Origin of the sequence: Vulgatibacter incomptus (genome assembly GCF_001263175.1) — a bacterium.
In the GTDB taxonomy this organism is placed as follows: Bacteria; Myxococcota; Myxococcia; order Myxococcales; family Vulgatibacteraceae; genus Vulgatibacter; species Vulgatibacter incomptus.
This window is the reverse complement of record NZ_CP012332.1, coordinates 1237501-1261702: the sequence shown is the minus strand read 5'-3', so window position 1 is coordinate 1261702 and position 24202 is coordinate 1237501. Positions and strand designations below refer to the sequence as shown.

The following is a 24202-nucleotide window of genomic DNA, read 5'->3' as shown; positions in this document are numbered from 1 at the left end:
GCGACCGACCACCTGTCCCGAGAGCCGGCCCGCGAGGGCCCGGGCAACGGGGCAGTGTGAGCTAAGCCCGCTTGACAACTGAACATTTCGGGCGATAGCCTTCCGGGCGATGACTGCCCGTTTTGTACACCTCGATTCCCGGAACGCCGAGCTCGCGGAGCGGCTCTCCGCCGATCCCCGAACCGCAGAGGCCTACAAGCGCCTCTACGAGATGTCGTGGTTCCACCACGAGGGCGGCCTGGAAGGCGAGGTCCTGAGCGAGGCGGAGCTCACCCAGGCGCTGGAACACCTCGTCGTGGGCGACGCGTCGCTCATGGCCGTGATCTCCGCGATCCGGCGCCACCGCGACGCCCTGGAGCACGTCCGAGCCCACGCCGCCGTCCGCGAGAACCGGATCGACCTCCCCTTCCTGGTCGAGGTCTTCGAGATCCTGGTGCGGGGCGACGCCGGCCTTCGGAAGCGGGGTCTCTACCGGGCCGAGATGCCGATCCACCGGACCTACACCCACGAGATTGCTCTGCCCGAGCGGATCGAGGGGGAGCTCGCGAAGTTCGTCGAATCCCTGGAAAGGGTCGAGTTCCACGAGCTCCATCCGGTCCGCCAGGCGGCCCAGGCTCACTGGCAGTTCATGCGGGTCTTTCCCTTCGTGGAGCACAACGGGAAGATCGGACGGCTCGTCCAGGCCTGGTACCTGCTCCGCGCGGGCTACCTGCCGGCGATCATCCACACGGTCGATCGGCAGCGGTATTTCGACTCCCTGCGCCAGCCCCCCTCCGCCCTGAGGGGCCTGCTCCTCGACGCCCTCGAGAATTCCCTCGAGAACTCCGCGGCCTTCATCGACGGGCTGCGGGAGCAGCGGAGCCGCCGCGCCTCCAACATCTAGTCGAACGGCGAGGGCCCCGCGCTTTCGGCGACGGTCCAGGTTCCTTGCCGTTCCGGGGCAATTGGCTTTCACCGCCCTGCTCGGCTATACCGCTCGCGCTCGTTCTTCGATCGGCCGGGATGCCGCGGCGCGTGGAGATCGGGCGGGCTACGGGCGCTCGAGACGACCACGTGGAGACTTCGGGCGCCCTCCCATTGTTAGCTTCGAACCGGACCCGAGACGACATGGAACCTTCATCGTTTGACCAGGAAGAGAGGGGCCTCTAGCATGGCGACTCCGTCGTCTAGAGGGGCCCAGCCCTCGAGTGAACGAGGCCGCGCTCACCCTTCCGTTCACCGAGGCGCCGGTTCGAAGGCGACCGTGACGCGGGATGACGCCTTGAGCGAGAGCCTGGAAGCGCGTGCCAACCGACTCGTGGCGCTCGCGAAAACCCGGAAGCGCCCGCTGATCCTCACCCACGACAACCCGGATCCCGACTCCGTCGCTGCCGCGCTCGCGCTCGCGCAGATCTTCGAGGAGAAGGCGGGCCTCAAGGCCGCCATCGCCTACGGCGGGATCATCGGCCGGACCGAGAACCGGGCGCTGCTCAAGGTGCTCAAGCTCCCGATCGTCCCGATCTCGCGGATCGACTTCGACGAGTTCGACCTCTTCTGCCTGGTCGACACCCAGCCGCAGATGGGGAACCACTCCCTGCCTCCCGACCACCCGGCGAACGTGATCCTCGATCACCACCCGGAGCGGACCGGCAGCCGCGACGCGGAGATCGCCGAGGTCGGAGGCGACTACGGCGCCACCAGCACCATCGCCGCCCTCTACCTGCGTACGCTCGGTATCGTCCCCACCCGCGAGGTCGCGACCGCGCTCTTCTACGGGATCAAGGCCGACACGCGCGATCTGGGCCGGGAGACCGAGGACGTCGACGTCCAGGCGTACCTCTGGCTCTTCCCCCAGGCCGACAAGGAGGCGCTCGCGCTCATCGAGCATCCCAAGCTCCCCGCCGAGTACTTCCGCCTCTACCACACCGCCATCGAGAAGGGCCGCGTCCACGGGAACGCCGTGATGGCCGACCTGGGCGACATCTACTCGCCCGACATGGTCGCCGAGGTCGCCGAGCGGCACCTCTTCCTCGAGGGCATCAAGTGGTCCCTCGCGTACGCGATCTACGAGGACAATCTCTTCCTCTCGCTGCGCACCAACGACAAGCGGATGAACGCCGGCAGGCTCATCCGCGAGGTCGTGGAGGAGCTCGGCGGGAGCGCCGGCGGACACGGCCAGATGGCCGGCGCGCGGATCCCCGTTCAGAAGCTCGGGAAGGCGCAGCGCGAGGAGTTCAAGTCGGGCCTCGTCCGCCGCTTCTGCGAGGAGTGGGGCGTCGCGGGGAAGCCCGGGATCCCGCTGCTCGCCTACGATCCCCGTGCCGACTGAGCTCGTGGGGCGCGCCTACTTCGACTGGGCGGCAGGCGCCCCGCTCCACCCCGTCGCCCGCGAGGCCGCCGAGCGCGCGCTCGCCCTCGGCGCCGGGAACCCCTCCTCCGTCCACGCGGAAGGGAGAGCCGCCCGGCGCCTCCTCGAAGAGGCCCGGGAGCGCGTAGCCCGGCTCGCGGGCTGCGCCCCCGGCGACGTGATCTTTACAGGGAGTGGAAGCGAGGCGAACGCCGCCGCGATCCTGGGCGCGAGGGTTCGCCCGGGGCGACTCCTCCTCGGCGCCATCGAGCACCCGTCCCTCCGGATCGCCGCCGAGTCCCTGCGGGCCGGTAGCGCCGAGGTCGAGGACCTCCCGGTGCTGCCGTCGGGCACCATCGACATCGAGCGGGCCCGGGCCGCCATCGCCGAAGGACCCGTCACCGCCGTCGCCGTCCAGCTCGCCAACAACGAGACCGGCGCCATCCAGCCGATCGAAGCGCTCGCGGCCATGGCCCGCGACGTCGGCGCTCCCCTCCACTGCGACGCCGTCCAGGCCGCCGGCAAGCTCGACCTCGCTCCGTGGACGGCGCGATGCGCCAGCCTCGCCCTCTCCGCCCACAAGCTCGGAGGCCTCGCCGGCGCCGGCGCCCTCGTCCTTCGGGCCGGCGAGGAGCGCGCCGCCCTGATCCCCGGCCACCAGGAGCGCGGCAGGCGCGGCGGCACCCCCGCCCTCGTCGCCATCGCCGCCTTCGGCGCCGCAGCCGACCTCGCCTTCCGGGAGCGCGAGAGCCGCGCCTCCCGCCTCGCCGACCGATCCTCCCGCCTGGAAGAGATCGTCCGCGCGGCCGGATCCGAGGTGCGAATCAACGCCTCCGAAGTCGAACGCGTACCCGGGATCGTGAGCGCCACCTTCCCCGGCGTCGACGGAGAGACCCTCCTCGTCGCCCTCGACCTCGCGGGGATCGCCTGCTCCCACGGCGCCGCCTGCTCCACCGGCGCCATGGATCCCTCGCACGTCCTCCTCGCCATGGGCCTCTCGGCCGATGGCGCCCGGTCGACCCTGCGCTTCAGCGTCGGCCCGGACACGAGCGATGACGAGCTCGCCCTCCTCAGAAACGCGCTTCCCGCCGCGCTCGCCCAGGCCAGTGTCGCTCGGTCGAGGTAGGGCTCAAGAGCTGTCCAAAAATCGGCCCGAAGGTCCGGGCCGACTTTCGGATCACGAGCAAGGCTCTCGATTCTACGTTGCTTCGCCCTTCGGGCTTCGCGGAGGTCCGTCCAAATCTTTGGACAGACCTTCAGCTCGCGCGGTCGATGGCGTAGCTCGCGAGGAGCCTCAGGGGAGCGGCGGCCTCACCCAGCTCGCCGATCGCCGAGAGCGCTCGATCGCGCGCCTCCCGCGCCAGCGCCCGTGCGCGGTCAATCCCGACCAGCGCCGGGTACGTCGGCTTCCCCTTTGCCTCGTCGCCTCGACCCGACTTGCCCATCGCCGCGGCGTCGCCCACCACATCCAGGACGTCGTCCGCGATCTGGAAGGCCAGGCCCAGGCTCTCCCCGTAGGCGCGCAGCGCCTTCACCGTGGCGTCCGACGCGCCGGCGGCGAGGGCCCCCGCCTCGGACGCCACTGCGAGGAGCGCCCCGGTCTTCCGCCGGTGGATCTCCCCGATCTCGTCCAGCGACGGCAGCGGCTCCGCCGCCGCCAGGCGCCCGGTCATGTCGAGGTCGAGCTGCTGGCCCCCCACCATGCCTTCCGCCCCTGCCGCTCGGGCCAGGAGGCCGACGAGCTTCGCCCGAACGGGCTCGTCGCCTCCCGCCAGGATCCCGAAGGCCTCCGTCAGCAGGGCGTCGCCCGCGAGGATCGCGGTCGCCTCGCCGAAGACCTTGTGGCAGGTCGGACGGCCCCGGCGCAGGTCGTCGTCGTCCATCGCCGGCAGGTCGTCGTGCACCAGCGAGTAGGTGTGGATGAGCTCCAGGGCCACCGCGAAGTCGAGCGCGACCGCTTCCGCCACCCTGGCGCCCTCGCATCCCTCGAATGCCGCGAGGCAGAGGATCGGGCGCAAGCGCTTGCCCCCGGCGAGGAGGCTGTACGCCATCGCCTTCGCGAGGGCCTCCGGGACGCGCTCTTCCCAGTCCCGTGCATGTTCCGCGAGGGTCGCCTCGATCCGCTCCTTGCGCTCCCGGAGGTAGGTTTCGAGATCCACGGGAGCGCCTCCCGGCGCCCCGGTGTGGGCGGCTGCCGTTCGGCGAGGTTCTTCGGTCATTTCGCAGTCCCGGCTGAGAGGATCTCCCGGATGCGGGCCTCCAGCTTCTCGATGTTCACCGGCTTGGTGAGGTAATCGATCGCGCCGGCGTCCAGCCCGGCGCGCCGCGCTTCCGGGGTGTTCCTCGCCGAGAGGAAGACCACCGGGATGTCGCGGAACTCTTCGTTCTTCTTGATCGAGCGACAGAGGTCGATGCCGTCGATCCAGCTCATCATCACGTCGAGGAGGATGAGGTCCGGCCTGTCGACGTGGAGGATGGAGATCAGTCGAAGCCCGTTCGCCGCCTGGGAGACCTCGAAGCCGGCCTGCGCGAGGGCGAGCGTGAGCATCTCCCTCGTGTCCCGATCATCGTCGACGATGATGATTCTGGGCCGTGCCTCCTGCTCCATCCCGAGCCTCTCCGTGAGGAGACCGTCGCGGTTACGCCGTCTGCTGCAGCCAGCGCAACCTCGAGGGTCCTGGCGTCCGAGCGCGGCGACCGCGTAGATCGCGCCAAAACCCCGGCCTCAGGGCGCCTCTTCCGACTCCTGCGAGCGGGTTCGCGACCGTGGTCCTTCCCCGCTCTCCTGCTGCGCCAACGGCCTCGTCCGATCCCCCTGCAGGAGGACCTCCACGCGGCCTTCCGCCTCGTCGAGCCGGTGCTCCGCCGCCTTCGAGAGCTTCACGCCCCGCTCGAAAGCCTGCAGCGATTCCTCGAGGGAGAGCTCGCTGGCCTCGAGCTGCCGGACCACGCTGTCCAGCTCCTGGATCAGCGCCTCGTACGCAACGTCGTCCAGGGAATCCGCGCCGTCCTTGCGCTTCTCTTCGTTCGTCGGCACTGCGTCTCCTCCAAGGGGGCGCGGAAGTTAGCCTCCGCGCGAAAGTGGGTCAATCGAAGCGCGGGCCGCGCACCACGGGAAACCGACCAGGCGATCATCCCTTCCGCTCCGGCGCTTCCCCGAGGACCTCGACCGTGAGCGCGCCGTCCGCGAGCTCCAGGTGGAGCCTCTGCCCCGCGCGGATCTCCCTCGACGAGAGCAGCACCGCGCCGCTCTCCGCGAAGGCGATCGCGTAGCCGCGCGCCAGCACCTGGAGAGGCGAGAGCGCTCGAAGCTGCGCCGCCCGCTCATCGATGCGGGCACGCCGGCCCTCCAGGGCCCGCTGAATCGCTCCGAACAGGCGCTCGCGAAGCTCCCCGAGCTGCTGCCCTTCCCGAAGCACCCGATCGCGGGGAGCCGCCCGGCCGAGGGCGAGCCCGGCGCTCCGCAGCCCGGCTCGCCGCTCCCGCAGGAGTCCGCGCGCTGCGCGAGAGAGCCTCTCCCGGAGCGAATCGAGCTCCCGGGACCGACGCTTCAGCCGCGCAACCGGATTGACCAGGCGCAGCCGCTCCTCCCGGCCCCGCAGCTCCCGACGGCCCAGGGCGATCGCTCCGACCACCGCGTCCGCCGCGACCCGGCGCCTCGCATCCAGCCGAAGCCTCTCGTCCGCCACGCGCCGGGTGGGGTCCCCGAGCCTCGAGCGGACGCGATGCACGGCCGCGCGCCGACTCTCCAGCTCCCGCCGCGCGCTCCGGGCGAGGCGGCTGCGCGTCACCGCGAGCGCGGCGCGCAGCTCGTCCTCCACCGGCGCGATCCGCTCCGCCGCTCCGGTGGGCGTCGGCGCCCGCAGATCGGCCACGAAGTCCGCGATCGTGAAGTCGACCTCGTGCCCGACCGCCGAGACCACGGGAACCGGGCATGCGGCGATGGCCCGGGCCACCACCTCCTCGTTGAACGCCCAGAGATCTTCGATCGAGCCGCCGCCCCGGGTGACCACGACGATCTCGCAGTCGCCGCGTGCCCCCAGCCGCTCGATCCCCGCGGCGATCTCGTCCGCCGCACCGGCGCCCTGCACCCTCGCCGGTGCGACAAGGACCGCGATCCCCGGAAACCGTCGATGGAGCACGCGGACGAAATCGTGGATCGCTGCGCCGGTCGGGCTCGTCACAACGCCGATCCGGCGAGGAAGGAACGGGAGCTGGCGCTTGCGCGCCGGATCGAAGAGACCCTCCGCCGCGAGCTTCGCCTTGCGCTGCTCGAAGGCGAGCGCGAGCGCCCCCGCCCCAACGGGATCGAGGGACTCACACACGAGCTGCGCGTCGCCGCTGACCTCGTAGAAGCTCACCCGGCCCCGGGCCACCACCTCCTGCCCGTTGTCGGGCCGGAAGCGCAGCCTCCGGGCCTGCCCGCGGAAGAGAACCGCACGCAGGCTCCCCGAGGCGTCCTTCAGGCTGAAGTAGAGGTGGCCCGACCCTGGCTGCCGAAGGTTCGAGATCTCGCCGCGGACCAGCACGTCGCCGAAACGCCCCTCCAGCGAGCCCTTGATCCGCCTGGCCAGCTCGCCGACCGACACCACCTCAGGCCCGCCGGACGCCGACGCAATCCCACCCTCCCGCTCGATCCGCGCCGCGCCCGTATCCTCCTCGTCCTCGCGCTCCCTCTCCTGCGCAATCCGCGCCCTGGGCGTCGGCTCCCCGTTCCCTCCGGTCGAGTACGCGGATCGCTCGGGCGTCTCTCGAGTCTGCGAGATCGCCCCCCCGCCAACCTCGACCTCTTGCTCCTTCGCCACGGATCGCCGCGAACCGGGCAGCAGATCCCCGCGCTCCTCCCCGCTCTCCTCCGCGCTCTTTCCAGCTCCTCGCGCTGGGGAGACTCGCGACCGAGAAGTCCGCTTCGCCTTGACCTTCGCGCCGGGAGTGGGGGCCGGCTCGTCGGTGCCGGGAGCGTCCGAAGGAACGCCTTCGCCATCCGGCTTCCCGGAAGGCCGAGCGTCCGGAGAATCGCCAAATAGATCGAGCTGGGATCGACGAGCCAAGCGGAAGTTCCTCGAGAGCTCCCTCGTCGAAGCGAGGGAGCCACGGCCAGGTACGAATGAGGCCTTGGGAAGATATACCGCCTGGGCGAATCCGGCGGTCGTCGGATTCGCCCAGGCGACTCGTCCGGGCCGCGAGCACATCATCGAGGTCCTTCGAGCTTCGCGAGCCAGGACGTCGCCTTTTCGTACAGGGCCTCACCCGGTCGGGAGAGACGCACGACGACCGCGAGCTTCCTCCGCGCACCCGCCGGATCGGTGTTCCTCTCGGCGTACGCCTCCCGAAACAGCCCTTCGGCGCGGCCTCTGAGCTTGTCCATCGCGGCCTTTGCGGCCGCGTTCCCCGGGTCGAGCCTCAGCGATTCGCCCAGGTGCTCTGCAGCGCGCTCCAGGTTCCCGCCCTCGAGGGCTCGAAGCCCGGCCTCGAAATGTCGACGTGCGACGTCGTCGCCTCCCGCAGACCGCGCACTTCCCAGGGCCTCGGTCGGCCCCGCGCTTGGGTTCCGCACCGCTGCCCTGCGCGTTTCGCGACTCGAAGCGCCGGAGGCCCGTCCGTTCTGATTCGGCAGCGCAATCCCTCGGCCGGTTGCCTCACGCTCGATCGCCGCAAGCCGACCGGCGCCTGCGCGGCTGGAGCCGGTTGCCGCAAACCTCGTGGACTCGCGATCGATCGGCGCCCCCTGGCGCTCGGCTTCATCGAGCGGCTCTCCGGCGACCGCCCGAAGCGCGTCGATCGCTGCGCGTAGCGAACCTCCCTCTCGCTCGAAGACCAACGACTCCGGGTCGATCTGCGCAAAGACCGCTTCCGCCCGATCCGAATCGCCTTGTTCGAGCTGCATTCGCACGTCGGCGGCCCGGACCTGCTCCGCGGCCTCTTTCTGCGCACGCTCGGCATAGCGCTCCAGCTCCGCGTTGTCGGGATCCAGCGTCCGAGCCTCGGCGAAGAGCGACGCCGCCTCGTCCCAATCGCCGTCACGCACGAGCCCGAGCCCGCGCTGAAAAGCGGCGAAGGCCTCGCCCTCTCCTCCCGGCGACACAACAGGAGGCGGAGCCGACGCCCGTCGACCTCCGATCCCGATCCCGATCGCGGCCACGCCGACGATCGTCAGCAGGGCCGCGGCCCCAACCGCCAACCGAGGTCCCTTTCGTCGCCGCATCGACGATGGAGAAGACTGCGTCCCACTGGATGGCGTGGGGCCGGCGAGCAATCGTGTCGGGCCTCCCTCCTCCATGGCAGTCTCACGCGTCTTCGTTTCGGATTCGCCCATGGTTCCGTCAGCGGCGGCGACGAAGCGAAGCGTCGTGTCACCGAGCACGAGCTCGTGGCCATTCGAGAGCACGAGCTCCGCGATCGAGGCTCCTTCGACGAGCGTTCCGTTTTCCGATCCCTGGTCGATGGCGACAAAGACGCCGCCCTTTCGACGGATGAGGAGATGGCGACGCGAGATCGACGGGTCCGGCAATGGAATCTCGCAGCTGCGAGAGCGACCAATCATCCACTCGGAGCCGTCGAGGTCAAAGGAGCGCTCGGCCCCAGGGCCTTCGGTCACGATCAGCTTGGCGCCCGGGGTGGCCTCCCGAACGATCGTATGCGGCTGTGTCTCGCAGGCGGCCTCGAGCGATACACGAAAGGGCCAGAGCCCCGATTCGCCACTCACGAGCGACTCCTGCTCCGAGGCACCATCGTGGGCGTTCGGATGCAAGCCGGGGGCGGTTCGAAGGTCGATGCGTCTCGTATTCATCTCCGCCTCAGCCATCCAGCCAGGAGAGCATCTGCCGGGCCATTCCGTGGCAGCGATGTTCGGGTCCTGGGAACGTGCGCAAGAGCTCGTCGGCAGCGCTCCTCGCGCGACCGAGCTCGTCCAACGCGACACTTCGCTCGACCGTGAAGCGGAGCCTGCTGCAACGAGCCTGAAGCTCCACATCGACCTCGCCGAGGAGCGCGACGATCCGACCGTGGACTCCGGGTCTCGCGGACAGGTTCTCCACGAACCGGAGGGCCATCCGCAGAGACAGCCAGGCGTCGAAGAGACTTCGCGGCGCCAGGGCCCGGGCTTCGAAAGCTCGAGAGCCGAGCGCGAAGTGGCGCTCCGCCTGCTCGATGCAGTCGACCGGATCGCAGTGCGGAATCGGCTCCACCACGAGCTCGATCTCTCCCACCTGCCACTCCGCTTGCTCGTTCGGAGCGCCGTGGAGAGGATCCACGAAGGCGAGGACGTTGCGCTCGCCCGGTCGAAGGACCCGCGCGGGAAGACGGATCTCCTGGTCTCGCTTCCAGGCCGCCCCCGACCCGGCGACGAAGCCGATCACCTCGTCGTTGACGCGGACCTCGATCGCGTCCGGCTTCACCAGCGAGCTCGAGTACCGCACGGTGAACCGGCTCTCGCCAGGCTCCGCGCCGATCGCTGGGAGCAGGAAGGAAGCTCGCTCGCCCGTAGGGACGGATACGTCCGGCCCGCGTCCAAAGACCGCATCCGATCCGACCTCCTCCAGAACGAACGTCTCGGCGCTTCGATCACCGAGCATGGCTGCGCCGCCCTGGCCTCCCGAGATCCGCGACACGGATGCCAGGAGCAGAATCCCCAACGCGAGCGCCGCGACGATCGCGGCGGGACCACGACCGGAGAGGAGCCCGGAGGACTTCGCTGGCTGCTCGCTACGGGGCCGGTCCAAGACGCCCGCTGCCGGTTGATGGGAAGTCCCAGCCGCTCGCCTCCCTTCGATCTCGATCGTCACATCCCCGAGGAGCACTCGGTCACCGGCCCGCAGCGGAGTCGGCGCCGAGACCGACTTGCCATTCAGGAGTGTGCCGTTTGCCGACCCCAGATCCTCAATCGAGAGCGCACCGGTCGGCCCGACGTGAATCAGGGCGTGCCGTCGGGAGATTCCAGGCCTGTCGAGGACGAGACCGCTCGAGGCCGATCGGCCGATGGTGAGGCTCGACGTAGAGCCATCGAGGGATCCGACGACCTCGCCATCTACGACGAGACGAGTGGAAGGAGCCATCGTCACCCTCCGAATCCGCCGAAAGCCATCGCGAACACGATCGGCCCGAAGAGGACGAGAAACACCGTGGGAAAAATGCAGGCAATGAGCGGAAAGAGCATCTTCACCGGCGCCTCTCCGGCGAGCTTCTCCGCGCGCTGCGATCGGTCCTGGCGGAGCTGGGTCGCCTGGATCCGCATCACCTTTCCGAGACTGGTGCCCATCCGATCGGCCTGGATGACGGTGGTGACGAAGGAGGCCACCGCCGGGAGTCGGACCCGCTCGGCGAGCTGTTTCAACGCATCTTCGCGGGTGCGGCCCATCCGAAGCTGCTTGAGCACGATGGCCAGCTCGTCGCGCAGAGGGCCATGCTTCCCCTTCTCCACGACCCTGCCGAGGGCGCCGGAGAAGTCGAGGCCGGCCTCCACGGAGAGCGTGAGGAGATCGAGACCGAACGGGAGCGCTCTCGTGATCGCCTTTTCCCGCCGCTGGATCTGTTCGCGCAGCCAGAGCCGCGGATATCCCGCTCCGAGCGCGGCTCCCGCGATCGCGCCGAGGACGGCTCGATCGAGCGCGTGGCCGATCATCGCGCCCACCAACAGGAATCCCGCGAGCGCGACGATCTGGAGCGCCACGATCTCCGAGGGCTCGAGGCCGGCCGGCTCGCCGGCGCGAACGAGGGCTTGCCTCACGCGCTCCTGGTGGCCCGGGCCGACCCACCGTCGAACGGCTCTCCCGAGCGGCTGCAGCAGCAAGGGACGAAGGCGCTGCAGCCCCGACGATCCTCCCGAGGAACGAACGTATCCGAGGATCCCCCCGAACCAGCGGTCGAGGGCCCACGACGCGCCGAAGAAGGCGGCCGCAAAGGCGAGCGCGACAGCGAGCGGAATCCCGATGGACGCGAGCATGACTCCCCTCCTTCAGACATCGACGTTGACGATCTTCCGGATGAAGAAGAGACCAACCGCTTCGAGCAACACCACGGCCGCGACGAGCGCGTAGCCGAAGACGTGATCGAGCATGGGCTCCACGAGGTCGGGCCGCATGTGTCGCATGACGGCGCCCAGGAGCAGGGGCAGCGATGCGACGATCCAACCCTGCATCTTCCCCTGCGAGGTGAGCGCCGCGATCTTGCCCTGCAGGCGGAAGCGCTCTCGGATCGTCCCTCCGATTGTCTCGAGCATCTCGGCCATGTTCCCGCCGAGCTGTCTTGCGGTGCTGGTCGAGACCACGACGAGGGAGAGGTCGTCCGACTCGACCCGCGAGGCCAGGTTTGCCAGCGCGTCGTCGAGCTGGACCCCGACCTTGAGCTCCTTCACGAGGAGGGCGAACTCCTGCCCCAGGGGTGCGGTCGCCTCCCGCGCGATCTGCTCGAGCGCCTGGGGGATTGTGAGTCCCGCCCGAAGCCCGTTCGCGAGCGATTGGAGCGCGTCTACGAGCTGGCGTTCGAACGATCGGATTCGCCGCTTCCGATAGATCCCAACGAAGAGAGGTGGAGCGGCGGCGCCCCCGACCCCGAACATCGTCGCGGTCAGCCATCCTCCGAGCAGGATTCCAGCGCCGACGGAGATCGCCCCCATGCAGAGAGAGAGCACGGCGATCGCGCGGCGATCGAGGAAGAGCAGGAGATCGCGCAGATCGGAGCGGCTGCGGATGGGGTAGCGCTGCTTCAGGCGCGCGATTGCGTTGCCGATGATGCCGAACGCGACCCAGGCGAAGAACGAGACCGAGGCGACGACCAGGAGCGAGACCAGGACGTGCTCGAACATGACATGCCCCCGCGCTCAAGGCGCTCCGACGATCCCCGAGCGTTCCGCGGTCCCTGCCGATCCCCGGATCACCTGGATGGTCTGGTAGCGGAGCTGGCGCAGCGCCTTGGAGCGCTCGCCCGTGAGCAACGTCCCGATGGTCGCCCGGCCCCGATCCTCCTCGACGTCGAGCTCCTCCGGATTCCGGAGCACGAAGGTGAGCGAGCCGAGCTCCTGGGCCAGGACCAGAATCTCGGCCTCCTCGGGGAGCACCAGGAGTGAGAGGTCTCCGTAGCCTCTGGGTCCGTCCGCAGGGAGTCCGCCGCCGGTGCCCATGGACTTGCCGGTGGCGAGGACGAGCACGTTCTGGAGGAGGGTCAGGGTGACGATCTCCTGGGTATTCGGATCGCGGATCGAGCCGATCACGTCCACGTGATCGTTTGGGCGGATCCAACCTCCCACCGAGCTCTTCTCGTTGACCGAGACCGTGATCGCCCGGCCCTTCTTCATGATGGCGGGCGAGAGCCGGTCGAGGGACCGCGCGGTCTCGAACTGGGACCAGAGGATGGGATCGCCGGCTCGCATCGGCACGATCACCCGCTGGCCGATCACGCTCTCGGCATATTCCGGGCGGACCACCGAGCCGGTCACGAACTGCTCCGGGATGCGGCTCTTGGCGATCATCTCGAACGAGAGGACGCTCCCTTCCTCGAGATCCTCGGCGGCGACCAGGACGGGGACCAGGTTCCACCCGTCCCGCACCTCGCGCTCCTTGGCTCGGAGGGAGCCGTAGGCCACCGCGCCGGCCAGGAGCCCCAAGCCGATCGCGATCAACAGCGGCGTTCGTCCTTTCAGCATTCTCGCTCTCCTTCGATTCGATCGCCGAGGCAGCGGCCGACGCCCACGATCCGCGGTCGACCGTTCTCCCGAAGGAGGACGGGCTCCGAGCCATCGAGCACCAGCGCGGTCATCCAGCCCACCGCGCCGGAAGGCGCGATCGCCAGATAGAGGGTTCCAGGTGGATCGCCGGGCCGAGGCACGAGGAGGGGACCATCCGCGCCCTCGAGGACGACCAGCGCGGGCGGAAGGCTGCGGAGCCACCGGTCGCGAAACGGCGTGTGGGGAAACGCCTGGAGCAGCTCGGCCCGCACGGAAGGCTCGACGGCGGCGAGCGATTCGCCCTTGCCCAGGGAGTCCGCGGCCACCGACCGTGCGCGGTCGAGCATCGCCTCCACCGCGGCGGATCCGACCCGCGTGGGAGGGCCACCGCTCCCGGCGAGCAAGGTCGCGCTCATGACGGCGAGCTGGACGGCCAGGAGCCGTCGCGGGACGATGCGATCGAATGCCGCATCGATGACGAGCCAGGCGACGACGAGCGCGGCGACGCAGGCGCAGGCGAATCGAGCTGCGAGGCCACCGATCTGGGATGCTTCTCCGAACGGGCCGGCGACCAGGGCCAGGAACGCGCGCGCCGCCGGCGCCGAGGCAGCCATCGTCACGGCGGCGCTCGCGAGGTAGACGCCGAACTTCAGCCATCGGAGGGGGCGTCGACCGTTCAAACTGGCCCTTGGTTCCTCGAAACGCATCGCGCGAAACCTCACGGCAGCGGAAGGGAGAGGACGAAGTAGATGGAGCCGAAGTAGCGGCGGATGGCGTCCAGCATTCCGAGGGGCCCCGCCGCGACCAGGGCGGCGGCGGCGAGCCCTCCTGCGACGAGCGCGTACTCGGTGAGGGTCTGTCCGGCTTCGCTCGACAACCCGGTGCGTTCCGCGATCCGAGAGAACATGGCGGCCCTTTCGCTTGCGGTCGGCGCAACCCCACCGCGAGCGAGCTTCGAGACCTGACCCTAGCTGGGCGGAGATCGACCGCACATCGGTCAGCCGACCGACCCCCGATCTCAGCCCGAGCCGTCGCGTGGCGTTACTGCTGCGCCGCCGAAGTGCCGGAAACCGCAGGCTGGGCGAGCCGCTCCACGAGCTCGTCGACCGCTCCAGCGATCCCGAGGCGGGTCGTGTCCACCTGAAGCCGGGCCTTGGCGTAGAGCGGCTCCCGATCGACGAGGAGCCTGCGAAGCTCGGCCTTGGCAGCAGGCCGATCCGCCATCGGCCGGATGTCCCCCTGCCCGACCACGCGGCTCCAATGATCGTCCGCGTCCGCGCGGAGCCAGACCATGACCGTCCGCTCCTCGAGGACACGCAGGGATTCCGCGTGCGCGACGATTCCACCTCCGGTGGACAGGACCGCACGGTCGTGGCTCGCGAGGAAGCGCTCGAGCTCCTCGCGCTCCAGCCGCCGGTAGTAGTCCTCGCCGTGGATGGAGAAGAGCTCCGCGAGCGAGAGCTCGGCGCGAGACTCGACCAGGCCGTCGAGCTCGAAGAAGGGGAGCCCCAGGCGCGACGCGAGCTTCGGCCCGATGGTGCTCTTCCCGGCCCCTCGAAGGCCCAGTAGGGAGATGACCCCCACCCGCTGCGCCTCGCCCGACGCCTCCGCCTCCCGGAGCAGCCCGGCGGCAGTCCTCCCGAGAGCGGCAGCGACATCGGCGAGCCGAGCGACGGAGATGTTGCCCCGCCCCGCCTCCAGATCCGAGAGGAAGCGCTCGGAGAGGCCGCTCGCCTTGGCGAGCTGCCGAAGCGAGAGACCCTTCTCGAGCCGTAGCTCGCGGACCCGCTGACCGAGGAGGCGGAGGAGATCGATCACACCTGCACTATACTGCGCAGCCCTCCCGGGCTCCAGAACTATAGTGCTTGCCGCCGGCCAGCTGCTTCCGCTACGATCGGCACATGGATCCCATTTTCTTCGAGACCCACCCCTCCCGCTACCGCCACTGGAAGCTGGAGATCCTCGGCGACGTCGCCCGCCTCTGGATGGACGTTCAGGAGAGCGGCGGCCTCCGCCCCGGCTACCAGCTCAAGCTCAACTCCTACGACCTGGGAGTCGACATCGAGCTGGCCGACGCCGTCCAGCGCCTCCGCTTCGAGCACCCGGAGGTCCGGGCGCTGGTCATCGGCTCGCTGAAGGACAAGATCTTCTGCGCCGGCGCCAACATCCACATGCTCGGCGCCAGCAGCCACGGCTTCAAGGTGAACTTCTGCAAGTTCACGAACGAGACCCGCCTCTACCTCGAGGAGCTCGCGGACGCGTCCGGCATCGGCACCCTCTGCGCCGCTGCTGGCACGGCGTCGGGCGGTGGCTATGAGCTCGCCCTCGCCTGCGAGGAGATCCTGCTCGTCGACGACGGCAACTCGGCGGTCTCGCTCCCCGAGGTCCCGCTCCTCGGCGTCCTCCCCGGTACGGGCGGCCTCACGCGGGTGGTGGACAAGCGCAAGGTCCGCCGTGATCACGCCGACTTCTTCTCGACCACCGCCGAGGGCGTCCGCGGGAAGCGCGCCGTCGAGTGGCGTCTGGTGGACGAGGTGGCGCCCCGCACCCGCTTCGACGCCAAGGTCCGCGAGATGGCCGGCGCGCTCGCAGCCAGTAGCGATCGCCCCGCCGACGCGAAGGGGATCGAGCTCCAGCCGCTCCAGGTCACCCGCACGGCGGACCGCATCGACTACCGCTACGTCTCGGTCGCGATCGATCGCGGCCAGCGGATCGCGACCCTGACCGTCCGCGGTCCGACCGAGCCCCAGCCCGAGGATCCCGCCGGCTTCCTGAAGGTCGGCTCCGCGGCCTGGGCCATCGCCGCCTTCCGCGAGCTCGACGACGCCCTCCTCCACCTGCGCTTCAACGAGCCCGAGATCGGCCTCCTGGCGCTGCGCACCGAGGGCGATCCGCAGGCCGTCCTCGCTGTGGACCGCACCCTCGACCGGCACCAGGGCGACTGGCTCGTCCGCGAGATCCGCCTCCTCCAGAAGCGGGTGCTCAAGCGCCTCGACCTCTGCGCCCGGACGCTCTACGCGCTCGTCGAGCCCGGCTCCTGCTTCGCTGGCGTGCTCCTCGAGATCGCCCTCGCCGCGGATCGCAGCTACATGCTCGACGATCCCGACCGCCCGGTGACCCTCGAGCTCTCTTCGGCGAACCGCGGCGCGCTCCCGACGAGCTCCGGGCTATCGCGCCTCGAGGTGCGCTTCCTGGGTGAGCCGGAGCGCCTCGCCGAGGTGCTGGCCCACCAGGGCGGCTTCGACGCGGCGGCTGCCCTGGAGGCCGGCCTCGTGACCTTCGCCCCGGACGAGATCGACTGGGAGGACGAGGTCCGCATCGCCCTCGAGGAGCGCGCGGCGATGAGCCCCGACGCCCTCACCGGCATGGAGGCCAACCTCCGCTTCGCCGGGCCCGAGACGATGGAGACCAAGATCTTCGGCAGGCTGTCGGCCTGGCAGAACTGGATCTTCATCCGTCCCAACGCCACCGGCGAGAAGGGCGCGCTCTCGCTCTACGGGAAGGCCGGGCAGCGTCCCGACTTCGACCTCCGCAGGACCTGAGAATTCGACCTCGGCGCCCCGGCGCCGGGATCACCGGAGCTCCGCGAATAGCGGAGGGCCGGACGAGGAGTTTCGATGAGCAACGTCGCGCTGAACGAAAAGATCCCGAACAACGTCAACCTGTCCTCCGACAAGAGGCTCCAGCGCGCCCTCGAGCAGTGGCAGCCGGAGTTCCTCTCGTGGTGGAACGACATGGGGCCGGAGGGCTTCCAGACCAAGGACGTCTACCTCCGCACGGCGATCTCGGTCGACCCCAAGGGCTGGGCCCACTTCGACTACGTGAAGATGCCGGATTACCGCTGGGGGATCTTCCTCGCGGATCCGGTGCCGAATCGGACCATCGGATTCGGCGACGACTTCGGCAAGCCGGCCTGGCAGGAGGTCCCCGGCGAGCATCGGAACACGCTGCGTCGCCTGATCGTCACCCAGGGTGATACCGAGCCGGCGTCCGTGGAGCAGCAGCGCCGCCTGGGCCAGACCTGCCCCTCCCTCTACGACCTGCGCAACCTCTTCCAGGTGAACGTGGAGGAGGGCCGCCACCTGTGGGCGATGGTCTACCTGCTCCACTCCTACTTCGGCCGCGACGGCCGCGAGGAGGCGGAGGAGCTGCTCCACCGTCGCTCGGGCGACTCCGACAAGCCCCGGATCCTGGGCGCGTTCAACGAGCCCTGCACCGACTGGCTGTCGTTCTTCATGTTCACGACCTTCACGGATCGGGACGGGAAGTATCAGCTCCTCGCGTTCGCCGAGTCGGGCTTCGATCCCCTCTCCCGCACCTGCCGCTTCATGCTCACCGAGGAGGCCCATCACATGTTCGTGGGCGAGACCGGGATCGCGCGCGTGATCGCGCGGACCGTTCAGCTTATGAAGGAGGGCAAGGATCCGCGGGCCGAGGGCGCGATCGATCTCGAGATGATCCAGCGCTACCTGAACTTCTGGTACTCGGTGTCCCTCGACCTCTTCGGCAGCGAGATCTCCACCAACGCGGCGAACTTCTTCGGCGCCGGCATCAAGGGCCGCGCGAAGGAGGAGAGCTTCGAGGATCATCTCGCGATCGACGGCACCTACGCGATGGACGTCTACGAGGACGACAAGCTCGTCCGCAAGGAGATCGCCCTCCGCTCCGCGATGAACGAGGTGCTCCGCGACGCCTATGTCGAGGACTGCCAGAAGGCGCTGAACCGCTGGAACAAGCACCTCGCCGGGATGGACTTCGCGTTCACCCTCCCCTCGCGCCGCTTCCACCGGGCCCAGGGCCTCTTCGCCGGCAAGAACTTCTCGCCGGACGGCCGGGAGATCACGGAGGCCGAGTTCCAGGCGCACCATGACGAGTGGCTGCCGTCCGACGCCGATCGGACCTACGTCAAGAGCCTCATGGTGAACCCCGTCATCACGCCGGGTCACTTCGCGAACTGGATCGCCCCGCCGCCCCGCGGCATCAACGACCAGGCGATCGACTTCGAGTACGTCCGCTACAACGAGGGCTGATCTCGCCATTGGCTCGCTCCGGCGGTTCGAGCGTGAAGGCGGCCCCGCACATGCGGGGCCGTTTTCGTTTTCGCGCTCCGTTCGTCAGGACGCCACTCACGCGAAGGAGCGGAGGTATGACGGCTTCCCCGAAGACGAGAGCGGATCGTCAGGCGGTGGCGACGGGCGCGGTCCGGCGCGCGACGCGGGGAGCGAGGACCAGCAATAGGAGCGGGACGAGATCGAGGGCCGCGGCGGCGAGAAACGCGAGCCGTCCACCGCCCTGGTCGTAGAGGAGCCCTGCCAGCAGGTTGCCGAAGAAGCCGCCGATCCCGAAGACGACCGCGGAGAACAGCGCCCTCGCCGTGCCGAGGAGGTGCGCGGGCACGAGCCGCTCGAGGTGTCCGATCGAGGCGACGAAGAACACCCCGTAGACCACGCCGTGTGCGAGCTGCAGCCAGGCGACCATCTCTCCTGTGGGCGCGAAGGCGGTCAGCGTCCAGCGGGCCACGCCGACCCCGAACGCGAGGGCGAGGAGCGGCACCGCCGGCAACCGCGACGTGAGCGGGTGCCACATCGCCGCGACTTCGGCCGCTATCGCCAGCGCAAAGCCCAGCCCGATGCAGGACGGATCGGCGCCGAGATCGCCCAGGTGGATGGCGAAGAAGACGTGGTAGGGAGCGAGCGCCGCCCAGTGGAACATCGCTGCGCCGAGGAAGAGCGCGACCTCCGGCCGCTGCAACAGGCGGCGGACCTCACGGAGATCCGGCGGCGCGCCCCGGACGGACCCGGGTTCGGCGACCAGCCGGAAGGACGCGGCCGCGTACGCCATCATCAGGGCCGAGGCGAGGACGATGGCGTCGGAGACCCCTCCGCCCCGGGACAGCCATTGGCTGAAGGTCCAGGACGACACGACGAAGCCGATCGATCCCCAGACCCGGATCTTCGCGTAGTCGACGCCGCGCGCGCGGGCGTAGGGCACGGCGACGCTGTCTGCGAGAGCCGCGATGGCCGTCGCAAAGAGCGAGTACAGCGCGATCGTTCCCGCGACGCCGGCGAACCGCCCTACGACGTGCAGAAGCCCGAACGCGATCGCTGCGCCGGAGCACGCGATCCGCAGCAGCTGCGGGGTACGTCGGGTACGGTCGGCTGCGAAGCCCCACACCGGCGGCACCACGATCATGAGCAGCGGCTGGATCGAGGTCGCGACGGCGAGCTCGACGCCGCTCAGGCCGATCGACCTCAGATAAGGCGGAAGGTAGGCCGTCGTGATGCCGGCGGCGGCGTAGTAGAGAAAGTAGAAAAGGTGTAGGCGCATCGATCCGGCGCCGTTCTACTCCTTCCGGCGGCGCCAGGGAATCCGGGCCAAGAGCTTTGGCGCTGGCACCACACCCTCGGCGAAATGCGGCTCTCTCCTGCGGTCGCGGCCTCCCTCCCAGAGAGTGCGACCGTGCCGGAAGCGGCACCGGACGAGGTCGGCGATCTCCAGTGATGAGAACCGCCGCCGCGACTTCACCCGCCTGCGAGCGGGTGAAGTCGTTTCCGGCCCACTCCGGGGGTCGCCCTATCGACCGTGGGGAGCGCCACCGCCATGTGGCGCGGACGGGGCTCCGTGCGGCGCGGAAGGTGGCGCGGAAGGTGGCGCGGAAGGTGGCGCGGAAGGTGGCGCGGATGGTGGCGCGGATGGTGGCGCGGATGGCGGCGCGGAAGGTGGCGCGGAAGGTGCTCCGTGAGATGGAGGAGGCGGCGCGGATGGAGGGGCTCCGTGCGACGGAGGCGGCGGAGCAGCGGGCGGGTGCTCCGCGGGAGGCGGAGGAGCTGCCCGCGGTGGCGCTCCTGACGGCGGGCGAGCCGGAGGCGCTCCCGAAGGCGGTCGCTGGGCCGGAGGAGCTCCCGCGGGCGGTCGCTGGGCCGGAGGAGCTCCCGCGGGCGGTCGCTGCCCCGGAGGCGCGGTCGGGGCCGGTGCGGCCCGCGGCGTCGGCGGGGCTCCGGCGGGACGCTGCGCGGACGGAGGAGGCGCAGCCGGCCGCGCGATCGCCACGTGGCCGCTCCTCGGCGCCGGCAGGTTCACGCTCCCGGACGGCGTGAGGTGCGGCGCCACCATCCCCGAGCCGACGGCTCGCGGTGCCGTTGGCGCTCCGGGACGCGCCGCTGGCGCAGACCGGAACACTCGGGCTTCCGTCGGATCGCCGCCCGGCCCCCGCTCGACGCCCACCTGATGCGGAGTGGGAGCTGCCACGATCCTCGTCACCGGGACGGGCCTCCCGATGTGCTGCTGGACGAAGGATCGCGACGGCCCCACGAAGACTCTTCCCCTGCCGTTGACCCGGAAGTTGTGATCGAACCGGGTCTGGACGAAGAGGCGCTCCGTGTGTCCGTGGATGAAGACGCGGTTGATCGGGTGAAAGAAGAAGAGGGCCGGGGTGCAGAAGATCCAGTCGTCGAAGAAGAAGGGATAGTCGGGGGTCCAGGTCACGAAGCCCGGATAGAGCGGCGCCCAGCCGATGGCGCCGGGTCCCGAGCGGAAGACCACCCAGGCCGGGCCCCACGTGTAACCCGGTACCCACAGCCAACCGTAGGAGGAGCTGAAGGTCCAACGGCCGTAGTGGTACGTCGCCCAGCCAAAGGGCTCGTCGGAAGCCCAGGTCCAGCCGTACGCGGTCCAGACCCACTGCCCGAAGAGATACGGCCGCCAGCCCCTCTCCTTGAACTGCGTCTCCGGGATGAAGACGTAGCCGTACTCCGGGGTGTTCACCCACCGGCCGTAGGGAGAGAGGTCGCGGTAGAAGTCCTGGAGCTGGACGGGTCCCGAAGGCGCCGTCTGCGACGGCTGCCCAGGCTGAGAGGGCGGCACGCGAGGAGCTCCTGGCTCCTGTGCCGTCTCCGCCGCGTCGAGCTCCTGGTTCGCATAGTTGGGGAGCTGATCGGTCTCGACTGCGCTTTCGGCCGCGGCTTCCTCCTGCCCTTGAGCCTGGGCCCTGGCCACCGAAGCTCCCGGCCCGAAGCCGCTCCAGACGCCGGCGACGAACGCGGCGACGAGCCCGCTTCGACAGCGGACGGTCATCTCTCGACCCCCTCGGCCGCCGCACGATGCCCAAGCAGGAAGCGGCGCCCTGGGCCGAATCTGCTCACTTGCCGGCTGGGCTGAAACGCCTGCGCCCCCTCTCGCGGGAGAAGGGACCAGCGCTCACGCCCCTCTCGGGCCCCCCTGGCGCGGGCCTCATGGCGCCGGGGACCGCTCGGTCGGCAGGTATGGCACCCTGCCGCAGACCGCGAATCGCGCTCGAATCAGGCGCGAAAAGACCGGCTAGTGGCCTCGGTGGTTCCCGCCCGAGGGCTGGACGCTGTGGCGATCATTGCCGCTCCGAGAAGGCGCCGAGACCGACCGCGATGGTCCCTTCGAGGGAGCCGGAGCCGATCGCATCGCGGATCCACCGGAAGATCCACCACCGGAAGGAGCCTGGAAACGGTTCGGCGCGACCTGAGGGCGGGCCGAAGGCGCCGGAGCGCCACCGCCGGACGGCCGCTCGAACGAGCGCGGCGGAGGGGCGTTGCCGCGCGGAGCCGACGTGGGCCTCTCGACCCTCGCCGGCGGTGTCGGGCGACCGGTGGAGCTGTCCCGAGATGCGGGGCGCGGCGGATTCGGCGCCCGATCCTTACGTGCCTCGAAATTCGAGCGCTCGCCGAAGCCAGACCGGCTGGGCCCATTGTTCAGCGAGGATCCTCCGACCGAGCCTCGAGGGCCGATCGGCGGGCGGGGCCTCTCTCCCGACGAACGGGGAGGATTCGGACGATTGGCGCCCGAGCCTCGACCGCCGGACTGCGGGTGGAGCCTCTCGCTCGTCGACCGCGGAAGGTTCGGACGATCGAGGCCCGAGCCGACCCGACGGGCGGGAGGCTGGCCGGGCTGCACGCGGCCGACGGGCCTCGCCGCCGGCCGGTAGACGTGGAGCTCGCCTCCGGAGGAATGGGACCGGCCCGAGAAGGAGCCCCGCCCTGGCGCCGAGGACGGAACGATGCGCGACTCGTAGATCCGGCCCCGCGAGTTCCGCTGGACGTAGGTGCGGGGAGGACCGGCGTAGACCGCCCCTCGACCGCCCGCACGCCAGCTCCGGGCCCACTGGGAGTGCGAGTAGTAGTAATCGCCTCGGTCGCGATGCCAATGGCGGTGCACCGGGTGACCGTAGAAGTGGGAGCCACCGATGAACACCCAGTGGTCCCCGTAGTAGGGGTACGAGGACGAGTAGGTCACGTAGCCGGGATAGAGCGGGGCCCAACCGATCGCGGCGTCGCCGAACCGCCAGGCGACCCACGCCGGACCCCAGGTGTACCCGGGCACCCAGTACCACCCCAGGCCCGCGCGGAAGTCCCAGCGTCCGTAGTGGTAGGTCGCCCAACCGAACGGCTCCTCGGAGACCCAGGTCCAGCCGTAGCTGGTCCAGGCCCACTGGCCGTAGAGGTACGGGCGCCAGCCGGTGACCTCGACCTGGCGCTGGGGTACGAAGACCAGCCCGTACTCCGGCGTCTGGACCCAGCGGCCATGGGAATTCAGAGGCTCCCGGAAGTCGTCGAAACCGGGCGCCGCGGACGGGGGAGCCGTCTCTGCGACGGGGACAGGCCGCGAAGGCGCGGGCATCGCAGCCCGACGTCCGGCGACGACGTCCTCCGGCGAGGGAATGTCCTGACCATAGGAGTGGACCCTGTACACGCGGGTCTCGCCCTGGTCGTCGTCATCGTCCGACCCGGCCCAGTCGAGCTCGTCCTGAGCGAACGAAGGGAGGTCGTCCGTCTCCGACTCGCTGTCCCAATCGACAGAAGGAGGAGGCGGCTGGTGGGCCATGGCCTTCGGGCCGACGGCCAGGGCGGCGACGAGGACGAGGAGGTTGGATCCACTGACGATTCGCATCTTCACACCCCGGATTCGGGTTACGAGACCTTGGACGCCCTGGCCGCGCCGATGTTCAAACTTTCGATTTCGTACCCTCGAGATCTCGCCCGGAAGACGGAGCCGTCTCTCAGCCGTTCGCCGGCTCGGCGGGAGCCTGGGGAGCCTGGGCCGCCCGGAAGCCGATGCCGACCACATAGATCTCGAAGGAGCGCCCCCGAGTGGCCTCTGGGCGAATCAGCTTCACCTGGTCGAATTGTTTCTTCGCCTCGCGGAGATAGTCCTCGAAGCCGCTGCCCTCGAAGACCTTGGCGACGAAGGAGCCCCCGGGGCGCAGCAGTCTCGAGCAGAGCGCGAGGGCGTGCTCGGCGAGGGCGATCGAGCGCGCCTCGTCGGTCGCCTTGATCCCGGTGGTCTTCGGCGCCATGTCGGAGGTGATGGCGTCGAACGCCCCGTCGTGGAGCTCGCGCAGCTTCTCGTCGAGATCCGGCGCGTAGATGTCGAGGACCGCCGTCTTGACGTTCGGCCCCATGCCCCGGATCGGCTGGAGGTCGATGCCGACCACCTTGCCCGAGGGCCCGACGATTCGAGCCAGGATCTGCAGCCATCCCCCGGGGGCCGCACCGAGGTCGAGGATCGCCATCCCCTTCCGGTAGAGCTTCAGCCTGTCGGCGATCTCCTGGATCTTGAAGGCAGAGCGGGCCCTCAGCCCCTCCTGCTTGGCCTTCTTGAAGAAGGGATCCTTCGGATTGTAGGACTTGGTCATGAGCGAATCGCCAAACGCGAAAACCCCCAGCGCCTCTCGAAAGAGTCGCTGGGGGCGCGCAAATAGAATCCGGCGGCGTCCTACTCTCCCACACGGTCTCCCGTGCAGTACCATCGGCGATGAAGGGCTTAACTTCCGTGTTCGGGATGGGAACGGGTGGGACCCCTTCTCCATTGCCACCGGAAAATCGGAGGTCTCTCTACGGCAGGACCGAAGAGGAACCAAAAATGTTCCACATACGAAGGAAGGTTCCGGTCAGAGCCGGAAAGTACGAGTCGGATGCAGTTCGTGATGCGTCCAGGTCGTAGACTTCGACCTTGGCCTCGAGCCGCCAGTGCCTTTGGCGGTCAGAGGAATGGGTAACCAAGCCTCACGCTCGATTAGTACCGGTCAGCTCAACACGTTGCCGTGCGTACACCTCCGGCCTATCAACCTCGTAGTCTTCAAGGGAGCTTCAGGGGCTTTCGCCCGGGAGTCGTAGTCTTGAGGTGAGTTTCCCACTTAGATGCTTTCAGCGGTTATCTCGTCCGTACATGGCTACCCAGCTATGCCACTG

At 69.5% G+C, this 24202-nt stretch carries 21 protein-coding genes, 2 rRNA genes and 1 pseudogene (1 of these 24 cut by a window edge); 6 read left to right on the top strand and 18 right to left on the bottom strand.

Annotation, left to right across the window (positions count from 1 at the left end):
* Window positions 1-109: 109 nt before the first annotated feature.
* The 3 genes from AKJ08_RS05080 to AKJ08_RS05070 all read left to right on the top strand — a co-directional run bounded on the left by AKJ08_RS05080 (window position 110) and on the right by AKJ08_RS05070 (window position 3452).
* Entirely contained in the window at window positions 110-883 is a 774-nt protein-coding gene (locus tag AKJ08_RS05080; protein ID WP_050725070.1) for a Fic family protein, read from the top strand.
* A 378-nt stretch (window positions 884-1261) separates the two neighbouring features.
* Window positions 1262-2308: a DHH family phosphoesterase gene (locus AKJ08_RS05075; protein WP_240475440.1), complete on the top strand. Its 1047-nt coding sequence runs from the start codon at window positions 1262-1264 to the stop codon at window positions 2306-2308.
* On the top strand, window positions 2298-3452 hold the full coding sequence (locus tag AKJ08_RS05070; protein ID WP_050725068.1) for a cysteine desulfurase family protein: 1155 nt from the start codon (window positions 2298-2300) through the stop codon (window positions 3450-3452). The genes AKJ08_RS05075 and AKJ08_RS05070 overlap by 11 nt, the downstream gene beginning before the upstream one ends.
* Window positions 3453-3582: 130 nt before the next feature.
* On the opposite strand, the gene AKJ08_RS05065 is transcribed toward AKJ08_RS05070, so the two are convergent.
* From AKJ08_RS05065 to AKJ08_RS05010, 12 genes are all read right to left on the bottom strand, one after another.
* The gene (locus AKJ08_RS05065; protein WP_050725067.1) at window positions 3583-4485 is read right to left on the bottom strand and encodes a polyprenyl synthetase family protein; all 903 of its coding nucleotides are present in this window, start codon (window positions 4483-4485) and stop codon (window positions 3583-3585) included.
* A 56-nt stretch (window positions 4486-4541) separates the two neighbouring features.
* On the bottom strand, window positions 4542-4934 hold the full coding sequence (locus AKJ08_RS05060; protein WP_050725066.1) for a response regulator: 393 nt from the start codon (window positions 4932-4934) through the stop codon (window positions 4542-4544).
* Between the two features lie 117 nt (window positions 4935-5051).
* Window positions 5052-5363: an exodeoxyribonuclease VII small subunit gene (gene xseB, locus AKJ08_RS05055; RefSeq protein ID WP_205624769.1), complete on the bottom strand. Its 312-nt coding sequence runs from the start codon at window positions 5361-5363 to the stop codon at window positions 5052-5054.
* A gap of 94 nt (window positions 5364-5457) precedes the next feature.
* Window positions 5458-7131 carry an exodeoxyribonuclease VII large subunit gene (xseA, locus tag AKJ08_RS05050; protein ID WP_169788746.1) on the bottom strand — a complete coding sequence of 558 codons (1674 nt, stop codon included), beginning with the start codon at window positions 7129-7131 and terminating at the stop codon, window positions 5458-5460.
* A gap of 386 nt (window positions 7132-7517) precedes the next feature.
* Entirely contained in the window at window positions 7518-9032 is a 1515-nt protein-coding gene (locus tag AKJ08_RS05045) for an FHA domain-containing protein (RefSeq protein ID WP_169788745.1), read from the bottom strand.
* A 91-nt stretch (window positions 9033-9123) separates the two neighbouring features.
* Entirely contained in the window at window positions 9124-10380 is a 1257-nt protein-coding gene (locus AKJ08_RS05040; RefSeq protein WP_050725063.1) for an FHA domain-containing protein, read from the bottom strand.
* A 2-nt stretch (window positions 10381-10382) separates the two neighbouring features.
* The gene (locus tag AKJ08_RS05035) at window positions 10383-11267 is read right to left on the bottom strand and encodes a type II secretion system F family protein (RefSeq protein WP_050725062.1); all 885 of its coding nucleotides are present in this window, start codon (window positions 11265-11267) and stop codon (window positions 10383-10385) included.
* A 12-nt stretch (window positions 11268-11279) separates the two neighbouring features.
* Complete coding sequence (locus AKJ08_RS05030; RefSeq protein WP_050725061.1) at window positions 11280-12128, bottom strand: type II secretion system F family protein; 849 nt, start codon at window positions 12126-12128, stop codon at window positions 11280-11282.
* A 15-nt stretch (window positions 12129-12143) separates the two neighbouring features.
* Complete coding sequence (gene cpaB / locus AKJ08_RS05025; RefSeq protein WP_050725060.1) at window positions 12144-12965, bottom strand: Flp pilus assembly protein CpaB; 822 nt, start codon at window positions 12963-12965, stop codon at window positions 12144-12146.
* Window positions 12959-13666 carry a hypothetical protein gene (locus AKJ08_RS19080; protein WP_050725059.1) on the bottom strand — a complete coding sequence of 236 codons (708 nt, stop codon included), beginning with the start codon at window positions 13664-13666 and terminating at the stop codon, window positions 12959-12961. The genes cpaB and AKJ08_RS19080 overlap by 7 nt, the downstream gene beginning before the upstream one ends.
* 38 nt (window positions 13667-13704) lie before the next feature.
* The gene (locus tag AKJ08_RS05015) at window positions 13705-13893 is read right to left on the bottom strand and encodes a hypothetical protein (protein WP_050725058.1); all 189 of its coding nucleotides are present in this window, start codon (window positions 13891-13893) and stop codon (window positions 13705-13707) included.
* Window positions 13894-14027: 134 nt separating this feature from the next.
* Complete coding sequence (locus tag AKJ08_RS05010) at window positions 14028-14804, bottom strand: shikimate kinase (RefSeq protein WP_157370485.1); 777 nt, start codon at window positions 14802-14804, stop codon at window positions 14028-14030.
* Window positions 14805-14887: 83 nt separating this feature from the next.
* On the opposite strand from AKJ08_RS05010, the gene boxC reads away from it, so the two are divergent.
* Window positions 14888-16528 (top strand): 2,3-epoxybenzoyl-CoA dihydrolase, encoded by a 1641-nt coding sequence (boxC, locus tag AKJ08_RS05005; protein ID WP_050725056.1) that lies wholly within the window; start codon window positions 14888-14890, stop codon window positions 16526-16528.
* Between the two features lie 75 nt (window positions 16529-16603).
* Window positions 16604-18016 (top strand): benzoyl-CoA 2,3-epoxidase subunit BoxB, encoded by a 1413-nt coding sequence (gene boxB / locus AKJ08_RS05000; protein WP_050725055.1) that lies wholly within the window; start codon window positions 16604-16606, stop codon window positions 18014-18016.
* A gap of 148 nt (window positions 18017-18164) precedes the next feature.
* Here boxB and AKJ08_RS04995 read toward each other — a convergent pair whose 3' ends face one another.
* On the bottom strand, window positions 18165-19313 hold the full coding sequence (locus tag AKJ08_RS04995) for an MFS transporter (RefSeq protein WP_050725054.1): 1149 nt from the start codon (window positions 19311-19313) through the stop codon (window positions 18165-18167).
* A 173-nt stretch (window positions 19314-19486) separates the two neighbouring features.
* Here AKJ08_RS04995 and AKJ08_RS20095 point away from each other — a divergent pair, with 173 nt between their 5' ends.
* Entirely contained in the window at window positions 19487-20083 is a 597-nt protein-coding gene (locus AKJ08_RS20095) for a hypothetical protein (protein WP_157370484.1), read from the top strand.
* Window positions 20084-20489: 406 nt separating this feature from the next.
* Here the strand turns inward: AKJ08_RS20095 and AKJ08_RS20815 are convergent.
* The 5 genes and pseudogenes from AKJ08_RS20815 to AKJ08_RS04970 form a co-directional block, all read right to left on the bottom strand.
* Window positions 20490-21059 (bottom strand): annotated as a pseudogene (locus AKJ08_RS20815) (DUF6600 domain-containing protein); the annotation flags it as partial.
* 243 nt (window positions 21060-21302) lie between these two features.
* Complete coding sequence (locus AKJ08_RS04985; RefSeq protein WP_157370483.1) at window positions 21303-22901, bottom strand: DUF6600 domain-containing protein; 1599 nt, start codon at window positions 22899-22901, stop codon at window positions 21303-21305.
* Between the two features lie 109 nt (window positions 22902-23010).
* Window positions 23011-23646, bottom strand: coding sequence for an RlmE family RNA methyltransferase (locus AKJ08_RS04980; protein ID WP_050725051.1), 636 nt, complete (start codon window positions 23644-23646; stop codon window positions 23011-23013).
* Between the two features lie 67 nt (window positions 23647-23713).
* Window positions 23714-23830 (bottom strand): 5S ribosomal RNA (gene rrf, locus AKJ08_RS04975).
* A 175-nt stretch (window positions 23831-24005) separates the two neighbouring features.
* A 23S ribosomal RNA gene (locus tag AKJ08_RS04970) occupies window positions 24006-24202 on the bottom strand; it runs 2764 nt beyond the window's last position.